Source organism: Microvirga alba (assembly GCF_015694465.1).
In the GTDB taxonomy this organism is placed as follows: Bacteria; Pseudomonadota; Alphaproteobacteria; order Rhizobiales; family Beijerinckiaceae; genus Microvirga; species Microvirga alba.
The window spans coordinates 58368-75165 of the sequence record NZ_JADQDO010000001.1; the positions used below are offsets into that span (position 1 = coordinate 58368).

17 protein-coding genes and 1 riboswitch are annotated in these 16798 nt (G+C 64.2%); of the genes, 7 read left to right on the forward strand and 10 right to left on the reverse strand.

Going from position 1 to position 16798, the window contains the following annotated elements:
* The first annotated feature begins 237 nt into the window (after positions 1 to 237).
* Positions 238 to 750, forward strand: coding sequence for an invasion associated locus B family protein (locus I2H38_RS00305; RefSeq protein WP_196269814.1), 513 nt, complete (start codon positions 238 to 240; stop codon positions 748 to 750).
* A gap of 49 nt (positions 751 to 799) precedes the next feature.
* Entirely contained in the window at positions 800 to 1387 is a 588-nt protein-coding gene (locus tag I2H38_RS00310; RefSeq protein WP_196269815.1) for a hypothetical protein, read from the forward strand.
* Between the two features lie 60 nt (positions 1388 to 1447).
* Here the strand turns inward: I2H38_RS00310 and I2H38_RS00315 are convergent, their stop codons facing one another.
* Positions 1448 to 2749: a hemolysin family protein gene (locus tag I2H38_RS00315; protein ID WP_196269816.1), complete on the reverse strand. Its 1302-nt coding sequence runs from the start codon at positions 2747 to 2749 to the stop codon at positions 1448 to 1450.
* 172 nt (positions 2750 to 2921) lie between these two features.
* Positions 2922 to 3016, forward strand: a riboswitch (glycine riboswitch).
* Between the two features lie 158 nt (positions 3017 to 3174).
* On the opposite strand from I2H38_RS00315, the gene gcvT reads away from it, so the two are divergent.
* From gcvT to gcvPB, 5 genes are read left to right on the forward strand one after another with little or no spacing between them, the layout of a single operon-like run.
* Complete coding sequence (gcvT, locus tag I2H38_RS00320) at positions 3175 to 4317, forward strand: glycine cleavage system aminomethyltransferase GcvT (RefSeq protein ID WP_196269817.1); 1143 nt, start codon at positions 3175 to 3177, stop codon at positions 4315 to 4317.
* Positions 4318 to 4336: 19 nt separating this feature from the next.
* A complete protein-coding gene (gene gcvH, locus I2H38_RS00325; RefSeq protein WP_196269818.1) occupies positions 4337 to 4711 on the forward strand; it encodes a glycine cleavage system protein GcvH in 375 nt (124 codons plus the stop codon).
* Positions 4712 to 4726: 15 nt separating this feature from the next.
* The gene (locus I2H38_RS00330) at positions 4727 to 5200 is read left to right on the forward strand and encodes an OsmC family protein (RefSeq protein ID WP_196269819.1); all 474 of its coding nucleotides are present in this window, start codon (positions 4727 to 4729) and stop codon (positions 5198 to 5200) included.
* 18 nt (positions 5201 to 5218) lie between these two features.
* Positions 5219 to 6559, forward strand: coding sequence for an aminomethyl-transferring glycine dehydrogenase subunit GcvPA (gene gcvPA / locus I2H38_RS00335; RefSeq protein ID WP_196269820.1), 1341 nt, complete (start codon positions 5219 to 5221; stop codon positions 6557 to 6559).
* Entirely contained in the window at positions 6559 to 8127 is a 1569-nt protein-coding gene (gcvPB, locus tag I2H38_RS00340) for an aminomethyl-transferring glycine dehydrogenase subunit GcvPB (RefSeq protein ID WP_196269821.1), read from the forward strand. The genes gcvPA and gcvPB overlap by 1 nt, the downstream gene beginning before the upstream one ends.
* Before the next feature lie 242 nt (positions 8128 to 8369).
* Here gcvPB and I2H38_RS00345 read toward each other — a convergent pair whose 3' ends face one another.
* The 9 genes from I2H38_RS00345 to I2H38_RS00385 form a co-directional block, all read right to left on the reverse strand.
* A complete protein-coding gene (locus I2H38_RS00345) occupies positions 8370 to 9026 on the reverse strand; it encodes an HAD family hydrolase (RefSeq protein WP_196269822.1) in 657 nt (218 codons plus the stop codon).
* A 66-nt stretch (positions 9027 to 9092) separates the two neighbouring features.
* Complete coding sequence (locus tag I2H38_RS00350) at positions 9093 to 9578, reverse strand: F0F1 ATP synthase subunit B family protein (protein WP_196269823.1); 486 nt, start codon at positions 9576 to 9578, stop codon at positions 9093 to 9095.
* An 11-nt stretch (positions 9579 to 9589) separates the two neighbouring features.
* Complete coding sequence (locus I2H38_RS00355; RefSeq protein WP_196269824.1) at positions 9590 to 10141, reverse strand: F0F1 ATP synthase subunit B family protein; 552 nt, start codon at positions 10139 to 10141, stop codon at positions 9590 to 9592.
* Between the two features lie 119 nt (positions 10142 to 10260).
* Positions 10261 to 10485 (reverse strand): F0F1 ATP synthase subunit C, encoded by a 225-nt coding sequence (locus I2H38_RS00360; RefSeq protein WP_099508815.1) that lies wholly within the window; start codon positions 10483 to 10485, stop codon positions 10261 to 10263.
* Between the two features lie 57 nt (positions 10486 to 10542).
* Positions 10543 to 11271 (reverse strand): F0F1 ATP synthase subunit A, encoded by a 729-nt coding sequence (locus I2H38_RS00365; protein ID WP_196269825.1) that lies wholly within the window; start codon positions 11269 to 11271, stop codon positions 10543 to 10545.
* Between the two features lie 56 nt (positions 11272 to 11327).
* Positions 11328 to 11702, reverse strand: a complete 375-nt coding sequence (locus I2H38_RS00370) for an AtpZ/AtpI family protein (protein WP_196269826.1) — start codon at positions 11700 to 11702, stop codon at positions 11328 to 11330.
* Between the two features lie 311 nt (positions 11703 to 12013).
* Positions 12014 to 15475 carry a chromosome segregation SMC family protein gene (locus tag I2H38_RS00375; RefSeq protein ID WP_196269827.1) on the reverse strand — a complete coding sequence of 1154 codons (3462 nt, stop codon included), beginning with the start codon at positions 15473 to 15475 and terminating at the stop codon, positions 12014 to 12016.
* Between the two features lie 45 nt (positions 15476 to 15520).
* Entirely contained in the window at positions 15521 to 16159 is a 639-nt protein-coding gene (locus I2H38_RS00380) for a DsbA family protein (protein WP_196269828.1), read from the reverse strand.
* Positions 16160 to 16223: 64 nt separating this feature from the next.
* Positions 16224 to 16760 carry a DUF721 domain-containing protein gene (locus I2H38_RS00385; RefSeq protein ID WP_196269829.1) on the reverse strand — a complete coding sequence of 179 codons (537 nt, stop codon included), beginning with the start codon at positions 16758 to 16760 and terminating at the stop codon, positions 16224 to 16226.
* Between the last annotated feature and the right edge of the window lie 38 nt (positions 16761 to 16798).

Genomic DNA, 16798 nt, shown 5'->3' on the forward strand with positions numbered 1-16798 from the left:
GCGGTGCCCGGCCTGCGCCATCACCTTTTGATCTGCGTCTATGACCACAGGACGCGCCTTAGCGCAACGGTGCAAGCGTCGCTATTTATGCGTCATAACCGCCAAAGCGTGTTTTCCGTTCCGAGATTGTCCCCTTCGCTTGACATTGCGCCCCCTGCCATGGTCCGAACGGGGCAAAAGCCGGGCTGGCGCGCAAGCCGCCGCCCTTAAGCCCGTGTTCCAAGGACGGAGATGCCGATGAGCGTGTCACGATGGGTTCGCAGCGGAGCGGCCGCTTTCATCGGATTCCTCGCGTTGTCCGCGGCGAGCGGAGCCAGTGCGCAAGGGATGGTCAAGAACACCTTCGGCGACTGGCAGATGCGGTGCGAGACCCCTCCCGGCGCTACGGCTGAGCAGTGCGCTCTGGTCCAGAACGTCGTGGCCGAGGACCGTCCGAACGTCACGCTCGTCATTATTGTGTTGAAAACCGCTGACGGCAAAAGCAAGCTTCTGCGCATCGTCGCGCCGCTGGGTATCCTTCTGCCTTCCGGTCTGGGTCTCAAGATCGACCAGACGGATATCGGCCGGGCCGGTTTCGTGCGCTGCCTCTCCACGGGGTGCGTCGCGGAGGTCGTGATGGAGGACAACCTCATCACGCAGATGAAGAGCGGCCAGGCGGCCACCTTCATCGTCTTCCAGACGCCCGAGGAAGGCATCGGCATTCCGGTGTCGCTGAATGGATTCGCAGCCGGGTTCGACGCCCTGCCTTAATCAAAGAGCCGGCAAGCACGGTCAGTTGGGGGATCTCATGGGTAATGGCATGGGTAATGGATTGGGTGCAAAGGCCGCATTGGCTTTCGCGATGCTCGGCTTGACGGCCCTGACGGGCTGCGGAGCGCCTGGGGAGGGCGGCTCAACCCTGGGCAACATGATACTTTTCGCGGGACCTACGGTGCCGCCCCCGCAAGCCGCGCAGATTGAGGATGTGTACTGCCCACCGGTCGAGGTCTCCGAGGGAGGATCCGCCTTGCAGGCCTATACCGGCGGTCGCGTCGGCGATACGGGCGGGCTGCGCAGCCAGATCTCCATCAGCCAGCTCGCCCGCGAATGCGTGGGACGGCCCGATGGCGCAACGGTTGTGAAGATCGGTGTCGAGGGCCGGGCGCTTCTGGGTGTTGGCGGCGCGGCAGGGCGCTACGACGTGCCGGTCCATATCGTCGTCAAGCGCGGCTCGACGGTCATCGCCAACCGGTCGAAGCGTCTCTCGGTTGCGATTCCCGCCGGCGACAGCCAGGCGACCTTCGTCGTGGTCGAGGAGGGGATCGTCGTTCCGGCGGTCGATGCCAACAGCTTCGAGATCGAGGTCGGATTGGGCGCCCAGGCGGCGACGGGTCGGCGTCGCCGCTGAGGTCGCTTTATTGCGCCGCTGAAGAAGCTGGGCGCCGGTCGGCGCCCAGATCATGCCCGGTCAATGCAAAGTCTCGCTTGCCCCTCGGCCGAGGGGAATAGCGAGCACCTTGTCGATGCGGCGTCCATCCAGGTCCACCACCTCGAAGCGCCAGCCAAGGGCGTTCACGTGCTCACCCGTATTGGGCAGGCGCTGAATTTCGCTGATCACCAGCCCGCCGACCGTGTGATAGCTCCGGTTCTCCGGCAGCGACACACCCAGCGTTTCGGCCATTTCATCGACGGGCATGGAGCCCGAGAGCAGCCATGAGCCGTCCTCCCGGCGCACCGCGTCGGGCTCGGGGGTCTCGGTGTCCGATCTGAACGCGCCGACGATTGCTTCGAGCGCGTCCGCGGGTGTCACCACCCCTTCGAAATGGCCGTATTCGTCGTGCACCAGCGCCATGGGCACTTCGGCATCGCGCAGCATGGCAATGGCATCGAGGGCATCGAGAGTATCGGGAATGATGGGGGCCTGCCGGACGTGCTTGCGGACGTCTAGAGCCTCTCCCGACAGCAACGCCGCCAGCAATTCGCGCGACTGGACGACGCCGATCATGTTGTCGGAGGCCCCTTCGCTGACCGGAAGGCGCGAATGCGGCGTCTCGATGAGCACAGCTCGGATGGTCTCGATGTCGTCGTTCAGATCGACCAGATCCACGTCCGTGCGCGGCGTCATCAATCCGCGCACCGGCCTGTCGCCGAGGCGAAGCACGCCGGCGATCATCCGCCGCTCCTCTTCCTCGATCACGCCCGCGCTCTCGGCCTCGCCGACGAGCTGCTTGAGCTCCTCTTCGGTCACCGCGCTCTCGACATCGGACGAGGTTCGCATGAGGCGAAAGATGAGGCGGGTCGAGGCGTTGAGAAGCCACACCGCAGGGGCGGCGACCTTCGACATGACGACCATCAAGGGGGCCATGATGCAGGCGATGCCTTCCGCGTTACGCAAAGCGAGCTGCTTCGGCACGAGCTCGCCAATGACAATGGAGAGGAAGGTGATGAGCCCGATCACGACACCGTAGCCGACAGGCTCGGCCGCGCCTCTCGGCATTCCCTCCGCAAGGAGGATTTCCGTCAGCTTGCCACCGAGCGCCGCGCCGGAGAAGGCGCCGGCCAGGATGCCGACGAGGGTGATGCCGATTTGGACCGTGGAGAGAAAACGGCCCGGGTCTTCCATGAGGGAGAGCGCCGTGTTGGCACCCCGGCGGCCCTGTTCGGCCATCGCCTTGAGGCGAGAGCGGCGGGCGGAAACGATGGCAAGTTCGGAAAGGGCGAAAACGCCGTTGAGAGCGACGAGAACGAGGGCGATAACCAGTTCGAGCAACGATGTCAGGAGCTGCTGACCGGATCAGGCCGCGCTTCTCCCCTTCTGTGAAAAGATGCTGCCATACATGGGGCTTCTCGGCCCCGCCGTCAATTAAGGGGTGAAGAGGCCGGTTGCGGCAGCCTGTTTGATTGACAGAAAGACGATTCCTCGCCACAGGTTTCAGCAGCCAATGATCCCCGCGGAAGAGACCGGACCCGAAAGGGCCCCGGCGCCGAAGGCGCAACCGCCCCGGAAACGCTCAGGCCAAAGGACCGCGCGGGAGCTGGCACTCTGGAAAGTGGTGACGTCGCAAGGCGTCGCCCACCGACGGGCGTAACCTTCGCTTTTGTCTTCAAGCGCAAGGGAAATCTCTCAGGTCTCGGGACAGAGGGGGCGTGAAACGGGCCGTAAGGCCTGATGAAACACGCCTTTGAGGGAACCCGATGGCCGAGCAAGCCCATTCCGACGAGCCGCTTCTCGTTACTCCGCTTCATGCCGAACATGTGGCGCTTGGTGCCCGCATGGTGCCCTTCGCCGGCTATGACATGCCGGTGCAATACCCCACCGGAATCATGACCGAGCACAACTGGACCCGCGAGCATGCAGGCCTGTTCGATGTCTCGCACATGGGGCAGGCTCTCCTCGTCGGCCCCGACCACGAGACGACGGCCCGGGCGCTGGAAACGTTGATTCCCGCCGACATCGTGAACCTGAAGCCCGGCCAGCAGCGCTATTCGCAGCTGCTCAGCGAGGAGGGCGGCATTCTCGACGACCTCATGGTCACTCGCTCGGGCGATCCGGCCGAAGACGGCAAGCTGGTGCTGGTGGTCAACGCCTCCATGAAGGAGGCGGATTACGCGCACATGCAGGCGCGCCTTCCCGCCAATGTGAAGCTCGTACGCTCGGACGATCGCGCTCTTCTCGCGATTCAGGGCCCGAAGGCCGCTGAGGTGATGGCGCGGCTCGCTCCGGACACTGCCGACATGACCTTCATGGCGGTCAAGGCGACGAAGGTCGCCGGGCTCGACGTTCATCTGTCGCGCTCCGGCTATACCGGCGAGGACGGCTACGAAATCTCCGTCAAGGCCAAGGATGCCGTCGCCCTGTGGCGCGCGCTCCTCGCCGATCCGGAAGTGAAGGCCATCGGCCTCGGCGCGCGCGATTCGCTTCGCCTCGAAGCCGGTCTGTGCCTCTACGGCCACGACATCGACACCACCACCTCGCCCATCGAGGGCGGCCTGATCTGGTCGATCCAGAAGCGCCGCCGCGAGGAGGGGGGCTTCCCGGGCGCCGCGCGTATCCAGCGCGAGATCAAGGATGGCGCGGCGCGCGTGCGCGTCGGCCTGAAGCCCGAAGGCCGCGCTCCGGCGCGCGAGGGCTCGATCATCACTACGCCCGATGGCCGCGAGGTCGGAATCGTGACGTCCGGCGGCTTCGGCCCCACCGTCAACGGCCCGGTCGCCATGGGTTATGTTTCAAAGGACGTTTCCGCTGTCGGAACGGACCTTCATCTTGTGGTTCGCGGCAAGCCGATTCCGGCCAAGGTCGCGGCCATGCCGTTCGCACCGCATCGCTACAAGCGTTGATATTGAAGGGGGATCACCAATGACCACGCGTTACACCAAGGATCACGAATACGTCCGCGTTGAGGGCGATGCCGGCATCGTCGGCATTTCCGACTACGCTCAGGCGCAATTGGGCGACGTCGTCTTCGTCGAGCTGCCGGCCGTCGGCAAGACGCTCGCCAAGGGCGCTGAAGCCGCCGTCGTCGAGAGCGTGAAGGCCGCGAGCGAAGTCTATGCTCCGGTCTCCGGCGAGGTGCTCGAGGTCAACAGCCTGCTCGAAGACACCCCCGGCACGGTCAATGAAGACGCGGCCGGTCGCGGCTGGTTCCTGAAGCTGCGCATCACGAACCCGAGCGAACTCGATGGTCTGCTCACGGAAGAGCAGTACCAGGAGTTCGTGAAGTCGATCTCTTAAACAGGATCAACGCTCATGGCCCACGAATATCGCGCGACAATCCGTTGGAAAGCCGATGGCTCCAACTTTACGGAGAACCGCTATAGCCGTGGCCATGTCTGGATTTTCGACGGCGGCATCGAGGTGCCGGCGTCGGCTTCACCCTCGGTCGTGCCGCTGCCTCTCTCGCGAGAGGACGCGGTCGATCCGGAGGAAGCATTCGTGGCAGCGATTTCAAGTTGCCACATGCTGACCTTTCTCTCGATCGCGGCGAAGAAGCGTTACACCATCGACCGCTATGAGGATCACGCCCTTGGCGTGATGACCAAGAACGAGAAGGGCAAGCTTTTCGTCTCCAAGGTCACGCTCGACCCCATCATCGAATTCTCAGGCGACAAGATTCCGACGCCCGAGCAGATTGCCGAACTTCATCACCTGTCTCACCAGGAATGCTTCATCGCGAATTCCGTGCTCACGGAAATCGTGGTCGCGGGCCTTCCGAACCACTAACGCATAGGGTTTTTGCTGATGCGCTATCTCCCCCTCTCCGAGACCGATCGCGGCGAGATGCTCGCGCGGATCGGGGTCAAGTCGGTCGACGATCTCTTCGCCGACATCCCGAAGGACAAGCTCCTGAAAGCGCCTGTCGATCTTCCGCGCCGGAAGGGCGAGTTGGAAGTCGAGCGCATTCTCTCGCGCATGTCGTCGAAGAACGTATCCGCATCGAGCGTGCCGTTCTTCGTCGGCGCGGGCGCTTACAAGCACCACGTTCCGGCGACTGTCGATCACCTGATCCAGCGCTCCGAATTTTTGACCAGCTACACGCCGTACCAGCCGGAAATCGCGCAAGGCACGCTGCAATATCTGTTCGAGTTCCAGACGCAAGTTGCGGCGCTCACCGGCATGGAAGTGGCGAACGCCTCCATGTATGACGGCTCGACCGGCACGGGCGAAGCCGTGTTGATGGCGCATCGCGTCACCAAGCGCCGCAAGGCAGTGCTCTCGGGCGGCCTGCATCCGCACTACATCGATGTGGTGAAGACGCTCTCTGAGATGGCAAGCGACGAGGTGAAGGCGCTCGCCGCCGACGTCTCCGGCACTGAAGACATTCTCTCGCAGATCGACGACAGCACCTCCTGCGTCGTCGTGCAGTCGCCGGACGTGTTCGGCAATGTGCGCGATTTGAAGCCCATCGCCGAGAAGGCGCACAAGCACGGCGCGCTGCTGATCGCCGTGTTCACGGAAGTCGTCTCGCTCGGCCTGCTCTCATCGCCCGGCAGCCAGGATGCGGACATCGTCGTCGGCGAAGGCCAGTCCATCGGCAATGCCCTGAACTTCGGCGGCCCTTATGTGGGCCTCTTCGCGGCGAAGTCGAAATACATCCGCCAGATGCCGGGTCGCCTCTGCGGCGAGACGGTGGATGCGGACGGCACTCGCGGTTTCGTGCTCACGCTCTCCACTCGCGAGCAGCACATCCGTCGCGACAAGGCGACATCGAACATCTGCACGAATTCCGGTTTGTGCTGCCTCGCCTTCACCATTCACATGACGCTGCTCGGAGAAGCGGGCCTCACGCGCCTCGCGCGCATCAACCATGCGAATGCGGTGAAGCTTGCCGATGCGCTTGGCAACGTGAAGGGCGTCGAGGTGCTCAACAAGACGTTCTTCAACGAGTTCACGGTGAAGCTGGCAAAGCCCGCCGCGGAAGTCGTGGAGCGTCTGGCCGAGAAGGGCGTGCTTGCGGGCGTGCCGGTGTCGCGCCTGCTTCCGGGTGCTGGCCTCGACAATCTGCTGCTCGTCGCCTCGACCGAAGTGAACACCGATGAAGATCGCGCGGCCCTCGTCGCCGCCTTGAAGGAGGTTCTGTGATGTTGAACCGTCAGGGACGCCCCACCGCCGCTGGAGAAGCCGGCACAAACGAACACCCGACCTTCACGGGCAATAAGGCTCTTGCTCAGGTCGAGCCGTTGCTCTTCGAGATCGGCCGCGCCGACACGACCGGCGTCGATCTCGACGAGCCCGCCTCCTTCACGCCGCGCCTCGGTGGGCAGGAGCGCAAGGACGCCATCGGCCTGCCGGGTCTCTCCGAGCCCGAGACCATGCGCCATTACGTGCGCCTGTCTCAGATGAACTACGGCATCGACACGGGCCTCTTCCCGCTCGGCTCCTGCACCATGAAGCACAATGCGCGTCTCAACGAGCGCATGGCTCGCCTGCCGGGCATCTCCGACGTGCATCCGCTGCAGCCGATCTCCACCGTGCAGGGCGCGCTCGAACTCATGAGCGAACTCGCCCGCTACCTGATGACGCTCACCGGCACGAAGGCGGTTTCGCTGTCGCCGAAGGCGGGCGCGCATGGCGAGCTCTGCGGCATGATGGCGATCAAGGCCGCCATCGAAGCCAAGGGCGAAGGCAAGACCCGCAATGTCGTGCTTGTCCCCGAATCGGCGCACGGCACCAATCCCGCCACCGCCGCTTTGATCGGTTTCGTCGTGAAGCCGGTGCCGGCCCGCGATGACGGCTGGGTGCATGTCGATGACGTGAAGAAACTCCTGGGGCCCGACGTCGCCGCGATCATGCTGACGAACCCGAACACCTGCGGTCTCTTCGAGCCGCAAGTGGTCGAGATCGCCAAGGCGATGCACGATGCGGGCGCTTACTTCTACTGCGATGGCGCGAACTTCAACGCCATCGTCGGTAAAGCGAAGCCGGGTGATCTCGGCATCGATGCCATGCACATCAACCTGCATAAGACCTTCTCGACGCCGCATGGTGGCGGTGGTCCGGGTGCGGGCCCGGTCGTGCTCTCGGAGCGCCTCGCCCCGTTCGCGCCCGTGCCGTTCGTCCGCGCAGGCAAGAACGGTCTCGAACTCGTCGAGCATGAGCAGGATGCCCCGGAGAAGCCCTTCGGCCGCATCACGGCCTTCCACGGCCAGATGGGTATGTATGTGCGCGCGCTCGCCTACATGCTCTCGCATGGCTCGGATGGCATGAAGCAGGCCTCCGAGGATGCGGTGCTCAACGCCAACTACATCCGCGCCGGTCTGTCGGACCTGTTCTCGCAACCCTTCGGCGACAAGCCGTGCATGCACGAAGTGCTGTTCGACGATACGTGGCTGAAAGATACGGGCGTCACCACGCTCGATTTCGCGAAGGCCATGATCGACGAGGGCTATCACCCGATGACCATGTACTTCCCGCTGGTGGTCCATGGCGCGATGCTGATCGAGCCGACGGAATCCGAATCGAAATCGGCGCTCGATCTCTTCATCGCGGCCCTGCGCGATCTCGCCATGTCGGCCAAGAAGGGCGAGACGGAACGCTTCACCGGCGCTCCCTACCACGCCCCGCGCCGCCGTCTCGACGAGACCCGCGCGGCGCGCTCGCCGGTGCTCAAGTGGACGCCACCCGCGCCGATGGCCGAGGCGGCCGAGTAAGAGTAAAAGTCGACTACGAAATGGCCGGGCATGTCCCGGCCATTTTCATTTTTGGGGAATGGTCATCGTCATCCCGGACGCCGAAAGGTCCACCGTCATTCCGGGACCGCGTAGCGGAGCCCGGAACCCAGACCCACGACGCTGATCACGAACATTCGACGGCGGTGGCGTCTTCTTCTGCGGTGGCGAGGTTATGGGTTCCGGGCTCGCGCTTACGCGTGCCCCGGAATGACGGCGCTTTGCTATGTCCGCGTGAGCCTGTTCACAGCGTCTTCCAACTCGCGCATGTGGCCGATCACCTCGTGAGCGCCCGCTTCGCGCAGGCGCTCGCCATGTCCAGCGCTGCAATGACCGCCGCCAGTAAAGCCGATGACACGCATGCCTGCCGTGCGTGCGCCTGAGACGCCCGCCAACGAATCCTCGATCACGATGCATGCATCGGGATGCGCGCTCATGCGTGCCGCCGCGTGCAGGAAAAGATCGGGCGCGGGTTTGCCGCGCTTGACTTCAGACGAGCTGAATACGTCTTCGAAGAGATCGGAAAGGCCGGTGAGGCGCAAAGACAAGGCGATGCGCTCAGGCAAGGACGAAGACGCGACGCAACGGGGCAGGGCAAGGCCGAGGATGGCATCGCGGATGCCGGATATCGGCTGGAGGTCCGTCTCGAAGCGTGCAAACAGGTTTCGCTCGACGAGCGCGCCGAAATCCTCGGGCAGCTTGCAACGGCGCTCGGTTTCAATCCGCGCGATCATGTCCTTCAGGCTGATGCCGACGAAGTCCCGCGCGATCTCATCCGCCGTGTAGGATATGCCGAGGCCTGAGAGGATCTCCGCATCGATCTGGCAGGCGAGCGCCTCCGAATCGACCAGAACTCCGTCGCAGTCGAAAATCAGCAGCATGGGGCTGGCTCCAATAAAAAAGCCGCCTCGAAGGGCGGCTTTTGATGAGCGTTCAGGGTGAAGCTTTTACTGCAGCTTCGCGCGCACGTCGCCGAGGCTCTTCGTGACCAGGGACGCTGCGGTGGGACCCGTGATCTCGTTCTTTAGCACGCGCTCGGAAGCCTTGACGGCAGCGTCGACGGCGGCGGCGCGGACTTCGGCGGACGCCTGGCTCTCAGCCTGGGCGATCTTCGCCTCGGCGGCAGCGGTGCGGCGCTTCACGAAGTCGGCCAGCTTCTCCTGCGCCTCGCGGGCAAGGCGCTCGGCCTCGTCCTTGGCGCTGGACACGATCTCGGCGGCTTCGCGTTCGGCGGCGGCACGCTTGGCCTCGAACTCCTTCAGGAGCTTTTCGGCATCCTGGCGCAGGCGCTTGGCCTCCGTGAGTTCGTCGGCGATCCGCTTTCCGCGGGAATCGAGCGAGCCCATCATCTTCGCGGGGACGCCCTTATAGAACAGGATGCCCCAGAAGATGACGAAGGCGACGGCGACCCAGAATTCAGCGCTCTTAAGCATCTTGGATCTCCTTAGGCCTTGGATTGGTCGAGGGCGGCTTCCACCACCTGCGGAGCCGGAGCCTTGCCGGTCAGGCGCTCGACGATGGCCGTGGCCGTGTCGAGGGCGATGCCGCGGACATTGGCCATGGCTGCGGTCTTTTTCTGGGCGATGACCGCCTCGGATTCGCCGAGACGCTTCGCCAGATCCGCTTCCAGCGCCTTGCGCTTGGCGTCGGCTTCGGAAGAAGCCTTGGAGCGCGCTTCCTGAGCGAGGCTCTGGGCGCGGGCCTTGGCTTCCGAGAGCGCCTTTTCATAGGCGGCACCGGCCTGCTCGGCGCGGGATTTCATTGCGGCCGCCTCGTCGAGGTCACCGGCGATGGTCACGCGGCGGTTCTCGATGATGCCCGAGAGACGCGGCAGAACCAGCCGCGAGAGCAGCACATAAAGCAGCACGAAAGTGATCGTCAGCCAGATGACCTGACCGGCGAAGGTTTCCGTCTTGAAGGGCGGAAAGCCGACGTCTTCGTGAGCACCGCCGTGCGCTTCCGTCGTGGCATGGGTCGTCTGAGCAGCCTGAGCCATGGAGCTGATCCTGAAAGGATTCTTGAATCCTAGAAACAATGAATGACGGCGGTGGACCCGCCGTCACCTTTGTCGAAGCGAAGCGTCAAACGCTTCGCCCTCCCGATCACCGATTTATATTAGGTGAAGAGCAGGACGAGGGCGACGACGAGACAGAAGATGCCGAGACCTTCCGCAAGCGCCGCGCCGATGAAGGCGCGAGCGAACTGGCCGTCGGCTGCCGACGGGTTGCGCAGAGCGCCCGAGAGGAAGTTACCGAAAATGTTGCCGACGCCCATAGCGGCGAGGCCCATGCCGATACAGGCGAGGCCTGCGCCGAGGTATTTGAAAGCAATCGGATCCATCGTGATCTCCTTAAGGGGGGTGTGATCGGGAGGGGAGGGGGTTAACTCAGCGCAGACCTAGTGGCCCGGGTGCAGCGCGTCGTTGAGGTAGATGCAGGTCAACACCGTGAAGACGTAGGCCTGCAGAGCGGCGACGAGGAACTCGAGCGCCATCAAAGCGACCGCCATGAGAAGCGGAAGCGGAGCGAGGATCGACAGGGCACCGCCGGCGCCCAGAAGGGCAACCACGAAGCCGGCGAAAACCTTGAGCGCGATATGCCCCGCGAGCATGTTCGCGAAGAGACGCAAGGAGAGTGAAATCGGCCGCGAGAGGAAGGAGATCAGCTCGATCACGACGATGAAGGGCAGAAGCCAGCCTGGCACGCCCGACGGCACGAAGAGGCCGAGGAAGTGGGTGCCGTGCTTGACGAAACCGTAGACGACCACGGTGCCGATGACGAGGATCGCCAGCGAGAAGGTGACGATGACGTGGCTGGTGACCGTGAAGAAGCCCGGGATCATGCCAAGCAGGTTGGCCGTGAGCACGAACATGAAGAGCGAGAAGACGAGGGGGAAGAACTTCATTCCCTCCGCGCCTGCGGCATCCCTCAAGGTGCCGGCGACGAAATCGTGCAGAATTTCCGCGACCGACTGAGCGCGGCCCGGAACGACGGCGCGCTTGCGCGTGGCAAGCAGCAGGCCGCCGACGATCACCGCCACGGCGCCGACCATAAACAGGGACGAATTCGTGAAGTTGATGACAGGAATGATGGGCTTGATCTGGAATTGCTCAATCGGGCTTGCCATGATCCGCTCTTAAATCGCTTTTGCCTGTCGCCATTCGGCTGTTGGGTTGAAACTCATCACCGCTTCTCATCATACCGGGCGCCTTTCAGCATTCCCGCCGCTCGTAACAAGTTGAGCATCCCGGCGCAGAAGCCGAGTATGATGCAGACGATGAGCCCCCAGGGAGAGATCCCGAACAGCCGGTCGACGAGCCACCCCACAATTCCACCCGCAACGACACCGGAAACGAACTCCGCCGAGAGCCGGAAGGCCTGGCCGAGAGCGTTCGAATCCGATTTCGAACGAGCAGTCGATTCTGTCGTCTTGCTACGCTGTGCGGACGCTTTGTCGATCCGCGCATCGAGAGATTTCAGTCTCGCTGAAAGGTTGGCATCGTCGGAGCTGGTCGGTTCCTTGCCGTTCTCTTCACTCCGCTTCGTGGGATCCGCCATGGCGTTCTCCTTGTCAAAGCAGTGCGGGAAAAGGTCTTGGATTCCCGGCCCCGAAAGCCGCGCGAAACATATGGGGGAGGGTCCCCCCTGTCAAGGACCGTCAAGAAAGAGTTAAGTCTCTGATTTTTATGAAAAAATCGTCTTTTCGGACCGCTCTGTGCGAAATCGCCCACTATTTTGGGGCTGAACTATGGCCGCGCCCAAATGCCCAAGAGTTTGATCAGGTCTGTTTCGAGCATGCTCAAACGCCAGATTCCCTGATTTCACATGATCCGCGCGGGCAACCGGTTTCCACTTGTTCTGATCATGCTCTAGGACGCTTCGAGAATGCGCTCCGCGCTGTGCAGATCGACGGAAACGAGCTGCGAAACACCCCGTTCCGCCATGGTCACGCCGAACAGGCGGTCCATGCGCGCCATGGTGATCGGGTTATGGGTGATGACCACGAAGCGCGTCTCGGTCTGGCGCGCCATGTCGTCGAGAAGGTCGCAATAACGTTCCACGTTCGCGTCGTCGAGGGGGGCGTCCACCTCGTCCAGAACGCAGATGGGCGAAGGGTTTGTGAGGAACACGGCGAAGATCAGCGCGGTCGCCGTCAAGGCCTGCTCGCCACCAGAGAGCAGGGTCATGCTCTGGGGTTTCTTGCCCGGCGGACGGGCGAGAATCTCAAGGCCGGCTTCCAATGGGTCGTCCGAATCGACCAGGGTCAATTCGGCGGTGCCGCCACCGAACAGGGTGGTGAACAGACGCTGGAAATGGGCGTTGACCACGTCAAACGCGGCGAGCAGACGCTCGCGCCCTTCGCGGTTGAGGCTGCCGATGGCCTGACGCAGGCGCTTGATGGCCTCTACCAGGTCGTCACGCTCGGTTGTGATTCCCGTGTGCTTGGTTTCAAGCTCGGTCAGCTCTTCCTCTGCCCGCAGGTTGACCGCACCCAGGCGCTCGCGGTCACCTTTGAGCGAGTGAAGCTTCGCTTCGATCTCGCCCTGCGAGGGCAGCTCGATTCCATCTTTCAGGCCGGCAATTTCGATCAACCCCGCCGGGGTCGTGTCGAGATTCTCCGCGATGGTGCGGGTGATCTCGGCCAGGCGCTGGATCGCGGCCTCGTGGCGGGCCTGAGAACCGGCGCGGGCCTCGCGAGCAGCGGAGAGGGCTTCCAGCGCGTCGCGGGCGGTGCGATCGGTCTCGGCAAGTTTCGTCTCGGCATCGGCCAGATGGTCCGCTGCCTCCTTGCGCTTGCCTTCCGCCGCCTCGACCTCGGAAATCAGGGCGCGTCTGCGCATGAGATAGGTGTCGGGTGCCTCGAGCAGGCGCTCATGCTCGTCCTGGGCGCGCTCCAAACGCTCGCCGAGATCCTCGAGAGCCTTGGCGGCGCGAGCGGCGCGCTCGGTCCACAGCCGGATGTCGGCGGTGAGCGAATCTTGCCTCCGGCGGCGCAATTCCGCCTCGTGGACGAGGGATTGCAGCGCGGCGCGCGCTTCCGATGCGGCGGCGCGATGCTCGGCGACGCGGGTGCGCTCTTGAAGCAGGCGGCTTTCCAGATCCGGGGCGGGCGCGAGGTCCTGCAACGCGGCTTGCGCGTCGCGAGCGCGTTCCTGTGCCTCATCCTCGCTGGCGGAAATGCGGGCAAGACCTTCCTGAAGGGCCGAGCGGCGCTGGCCGAGCTCGGCCTCCTTGCGCTCGGCGGCGGCAAGCCGTGCGCGCGCCCCGTCGAGGGCCTGCCGGCCTTGGCGCGCGGCCTCGATGGTTTGCATTTCGTGCGATGCGGCGCGCCGGACGGCCTCAAGTGCCTCTTCCGCCAGCTGGCGCAGATGCTCGACTTGCTCGCGGGCGGCCTCCGCCTCGCGCTCCAGATCGCCGAGGCGATTCTTCTCCGCCAGACGTCGGGCAGCGGCCGAGGGCGCTTCCGCTGCGGTGGTGAAACCATCCCAACGCCACAGGTCGCCTTCCTGTGAGACAAGGCGCTGACCGGGCTTCAGCAGGCTGCGCAGACGAAGCCCATCCGCCTTGCTGACGATGCCGATCTGCTTGAGGCGGCGTTGAAGGGCCGTGGGGGCGTTTGCCACGTCCGCCAGCGAGCGGACGCCTTCCGGCAGGGCCGGGTCCCCCGTTCCGGGCCCGGTCTCGGCCCAATGGGCGGGGGCCGATGGATCGGTCGAGGCGTCGAGATCGTCGCCGAGCGCCGCACCGAGGGCGGTTTCGTAGCCTTTCTGGACCGTGATCTGGTCGAGGGCCGGGGGCCAGAGATCGCCCGAGGCTGAGGTGAAGAGCTTGGCGAGCGTCCGCGCTTCGGTCTCAAGCCCTTGCGCCTTACGCTCGGCCTCATTGAGCGGTTGGCGCTGGCGATTTTCGTTATCGCGCGCGGCGGCGAGCGCCTCGCGGGCGCCGATCACCGCTTCTTCCGCCTGTTGCGCCATCTCTTCCGCGATGGCGGCTTCCTCGCGCAGCATCTCGACGGAAAGGCCGTCATCGGACACGGAGGCCGACAAGGCTGCGATGTCGCGCTCGATACGCTCTTTTTCGGAGGTGAAGCGCGCGGCGCGCTCCATTTCTTCGCGCATGGCCCGTTCGAGCGCCGCGCGGCGGGCGTTGAGGTCAGAGGTCTGGGCCTGAAGGGCGCTCAAGGCCGCTTCGGCCTCGGCGAGGTCCGCCTCGACATTCTGCAGCCGCTCCTCGCTCTCGGCGCGGGCTTCGCCTGCGCCATCGGTCGAGAGGGCGATCTCCGCCTCCTCGGCCTTGAGACGTTCGATAGTCGCCTGCGCATCCGTGCCCTGCGCCGCCTCGCGGGCCAAGTCGCGGTTCAGGTCGGAAATGTGCCGCTCAAGCTCCGTTACCCGGTCCTTGGAGCGGCGCTCTTCCGATTCGAGTTCGTTGCGGGCGTGGGTCAGGCGCTGCAAGGCGGCGGCTGCCGCCGCTTCCGCCTGACGGAGCGCGGGAATGGCGTGCGCCGCGACGGCCTGGGCGGTTGCGGCCTTGGTCTGCTCCTCGGTCCGGTCGGCGACGGCCTTCAGGTTCTCGGCCGCCTGCCGCTCGGCGGTGGCGGCTTGCTCGCGCGCCTCGGCAAAGCCGATGGCATACATGAGCGCTTCGAGGCGGCGGATTTCAGCCGACAGGTTCTTGTAGCGCGATGCCTGCCGCCCCTGGCGCTTCAGGCTGTCGACCTGGGTTTCAAGCTCGCGGATCACGTCCTCGACGCGCACGAGATTGTCTTCCGCTGCCTTCAGCCGCAACTCCGCCTCGTGGCGGCGGGCGTGAAGACCGGCGATGCCGGCGGCATCTTCGAGGATGCGGCGGCGGGCCTGGGGCTTGGCCGAAATGATTTCGCTGATCTGGCCCTGGCGCACGAGAGCCGGTGAGCGCGCGCCGGTCGCGGCGTCCGCGAACAGGATCTGCACGTCGCGGGCGCGCACTTCCTTGCCGTTGACCCGGTAAGTCGAGCCTTCCTCGCGCTCGATCTTGCGCGAGATTTCCAACTGGTCGGCATCGTTGAAGGCGGCGGGGGCGGTGCGCTCGGCATTGTCGATGGTGAGCATCACCTCGGCCGCGTTGCGGGCCGGACGGCTGCCGGAGCCGGAGAAGATGACGTCATCCATGCCCGAGGCGCGCATGTTCTTGTGGGAGTTTTCCCCCATGACCCAGCGCAGGGCCTCGACAAGGTTCGACTTGCCGCAGCCGTTCGGCCCGACCACGCCGGTCAAACCCGGCTCGATCAGGAACTCCATCGGCTCGACGAAGGTCTTGAACCCTGCGATGCGAAGGCGCGTCAGCTTCATGGACGCGCCTCTCCGATCCGCCTCAACGGGGCGGTTTGGCGGGAATTATTCTCCCAGCAAAGGCTTGATGATCTTCTCAAGCTCATCGATCGACATGCTTCCAGGATAACGCACACCATTGATGAAGAAAGTCGGCGTGGAGTCCACCTTGAACTGATCCGCCGCCCGGTTCTTCACCGCGTTCACCGCGTCATAAAGTTTCTGATCCCGCAAGCAAGCGTCAAATTTCTCTTGTGAAAAACCGGCCTGACGCATCATCTGACGCAGGGCGTCGAGAGGCTTGTCCGTGAAAGCCCAGTTTTTCTGCTGATCGAACAGCAGGTCGGTGATGGGGTAATATTTGCTGTCGCCATCGCAGCGCGCGAGCATGAAACCGGCCGTGGCCAACGGATCGAGCGGGAACTCGCGCAGGATGAAACGCACCTTGCCCGTCTCGATGTAGCGCTTCTTGAACTCGGGCCAGGTATTGGCGTGGAAGGCCGCGCAATGGGAGCAGGTGAGCGAGGCGTACTCGACGATCGTCACCTTGGCGTCGGCCGGGCCGAGCGCCACGTCGCCAAGCGGGCCGGGGACCGCAAGGTCCTGCACCGCCACGTTCTGGGCCAGAGCCGGCAGGCTGGATGCGAGATAGGCCGAGGCGGCCACGGTTCCGAGAAGCTGAAGCGTTCGACGCCGGGTGATCATCTTTAATCTGCTCCGTGAGACTGTTGTCATGCGGTAAAGCGGGACGGGTTTCGAGGCAAGCGCCTCACCTGTCACGCTTTCGTGGGTGAGGGGCCTTGGCGGTTCCGATGACAGCCTCCCCCAGCCGTGCGAGGGCTGCCCTCAGGCTCTCCTCCCCAATGGGCTCAACCGCTCCTCCGATGCGCTGGCGGTCCTCTTCCCCGACCGTGGGGGCCACGCGTTTCTTGGGGACTTCCCGACGCACGGGCCCTTGTTTCAGCACCAGCTTGCCGATGCAGCGCCAGCCGTAATGGGCGTTGACCCGCTCGATGACGATGGGGGCGAGGTGCTGCAGTTCGAGGGCGAAGGCGCTTTCCACACGAATGACGAGGGTGGCCGGGTCCGGACGCGCTTCCGGGTCGGCGTTCACACTTTTGCGTTTCCACTCGATTTTCAACGGCTGGGTGAATTCCGCCAGGCGCTCGCCCACGATCTCAGGCCAGGCGATGATCACGTCGGACGTGGCAAAGCCTTGCGCTGCAAGGCTCGGGCCGAGGCAGACATCGATGAAGTCCGCAAGCGGCTTCGAGAAGGGTTTTTGCCGAGAGGTCGGCTGTCGCATCGCCATTGTCCAAAAATCTCGCCGAAAGCCGTGCTGGA

Excerpts from the sequence above, each read along its gene's own strand:
- I2H38_RS00305 (WP_196269814.1), top strand. The coding sequence starts at position 238 with ATGAGCGTGTCACGATGGGTTCGCAGCGGAGCGGCCGCTTTCATCGGA.
- I2H38_RS00310 (WP_196269815.1), top strand. The coding sequence starts at position 800 with ATGGGTAATGGATTGGGTGCAAAGGCCGCATTGGCTTTCGCGATGCTC.
- gcvT (WP_196269817.1), top strand. The coding sequence starts at position 3,175 with ATGGCCGAGCAAGCCCATTCCGACGAGCCGCTTCTCGTTACTCCGCTT.
- gcvH (WP_196269818.1), top strand. The coding sequence starts at position 4,337 with ATGACCACGCGTTACACCAAGGATCACGAATACGTCCGCGTTGAGGGC.
- I2H38_RS00330 (WP_196269819.1), top strand. The coding sequence starts at position 4,727 with ATGGCCCACGAATATCGCGCGACAATCCGTTGGAAAGCCGATGGCTCC.
- gcvPA (WP_196269820.1), top strand. The coding sequence starts at position 5,219 with ATGCGCTATCTCCCCCTCTCCGAGACCGATCGCGGCGAGATGCTCGCG.
- gcvPB (WP_196269821.1), top strand. The coding sequence starts at position 6,559 with ATGTTGAACCGTCAGGGACGCCCCACCGCCGCTGGAGAAGCCGGCACA.
- I2H38_RS00345 (WP_196269822.1), bottom strand. The coding sequence starts at position 9,026 with ATGCTGCTGATTTTCGACTGCGACGGAGTTCTGGTCGATTCGGAGGCG.
- I2H38_RS00350 (WP_196269823.1), bottom strand. The coding sequence starts at position 9,578 with ATGCTTAAGAGCGCTGAATTCTGGGTCGCCGTCGCCTTCGTCATCTTC.
- I2H38_RS00355 (WP_196269824.1), bottom strand. The coding sequence starts at position 10,141 with ATGGCTCAGGCTGCTCAGACGACCCATGCCACGACGGAAGCGCACGGC.
- I2H38_RS00360 (WP_099508815.1), bottom strand. The coding sequence starts at position 10,485 with ATGGATCCGATTGCTTTCAAATACCTCGGCGCAGGCCTCGCCTGTATC.
- I2H38_RS00365 (WP_196269825.1), bottom strand. The coding sequence starts at position 11,271 with ATGGCAAGCCCGATTGAGCAATTCCAGATCAAGCCCATCATTCCTGTC.
- I2H38_RS00370 (WP_196269826.1), bottom strand. The coding sequence starts at position 11,702 with ATGGCGGATCCCACGAAGCGGAGTGAAGAGAACGGCAAGGAACCGACC.
- I2H38_RS00375 (WP_196269827.1), bottom strand. The coding sequence starts at position 15,475 with ATGAAGCTGACGCGCCTTCGCATCGCAGGGTTCAAGACCTTCGTCGAG.
- I2H38_RS00380 (WP_196269828.1), bottom strand. The coding sequence starts at position 16,159 with ATGATCACCCGGCGTCGAACGCTTCAGCTTCTCGGAACCGTGGCCGCC.
- I2H38_RS00385 (WP_196269829.1), bottom strand. The coding sequence starts at position 16,760 with ATGCGACAGCCGACCTCTCGGCAAAAACCCTTCTCGAAGCCGCTTGCG.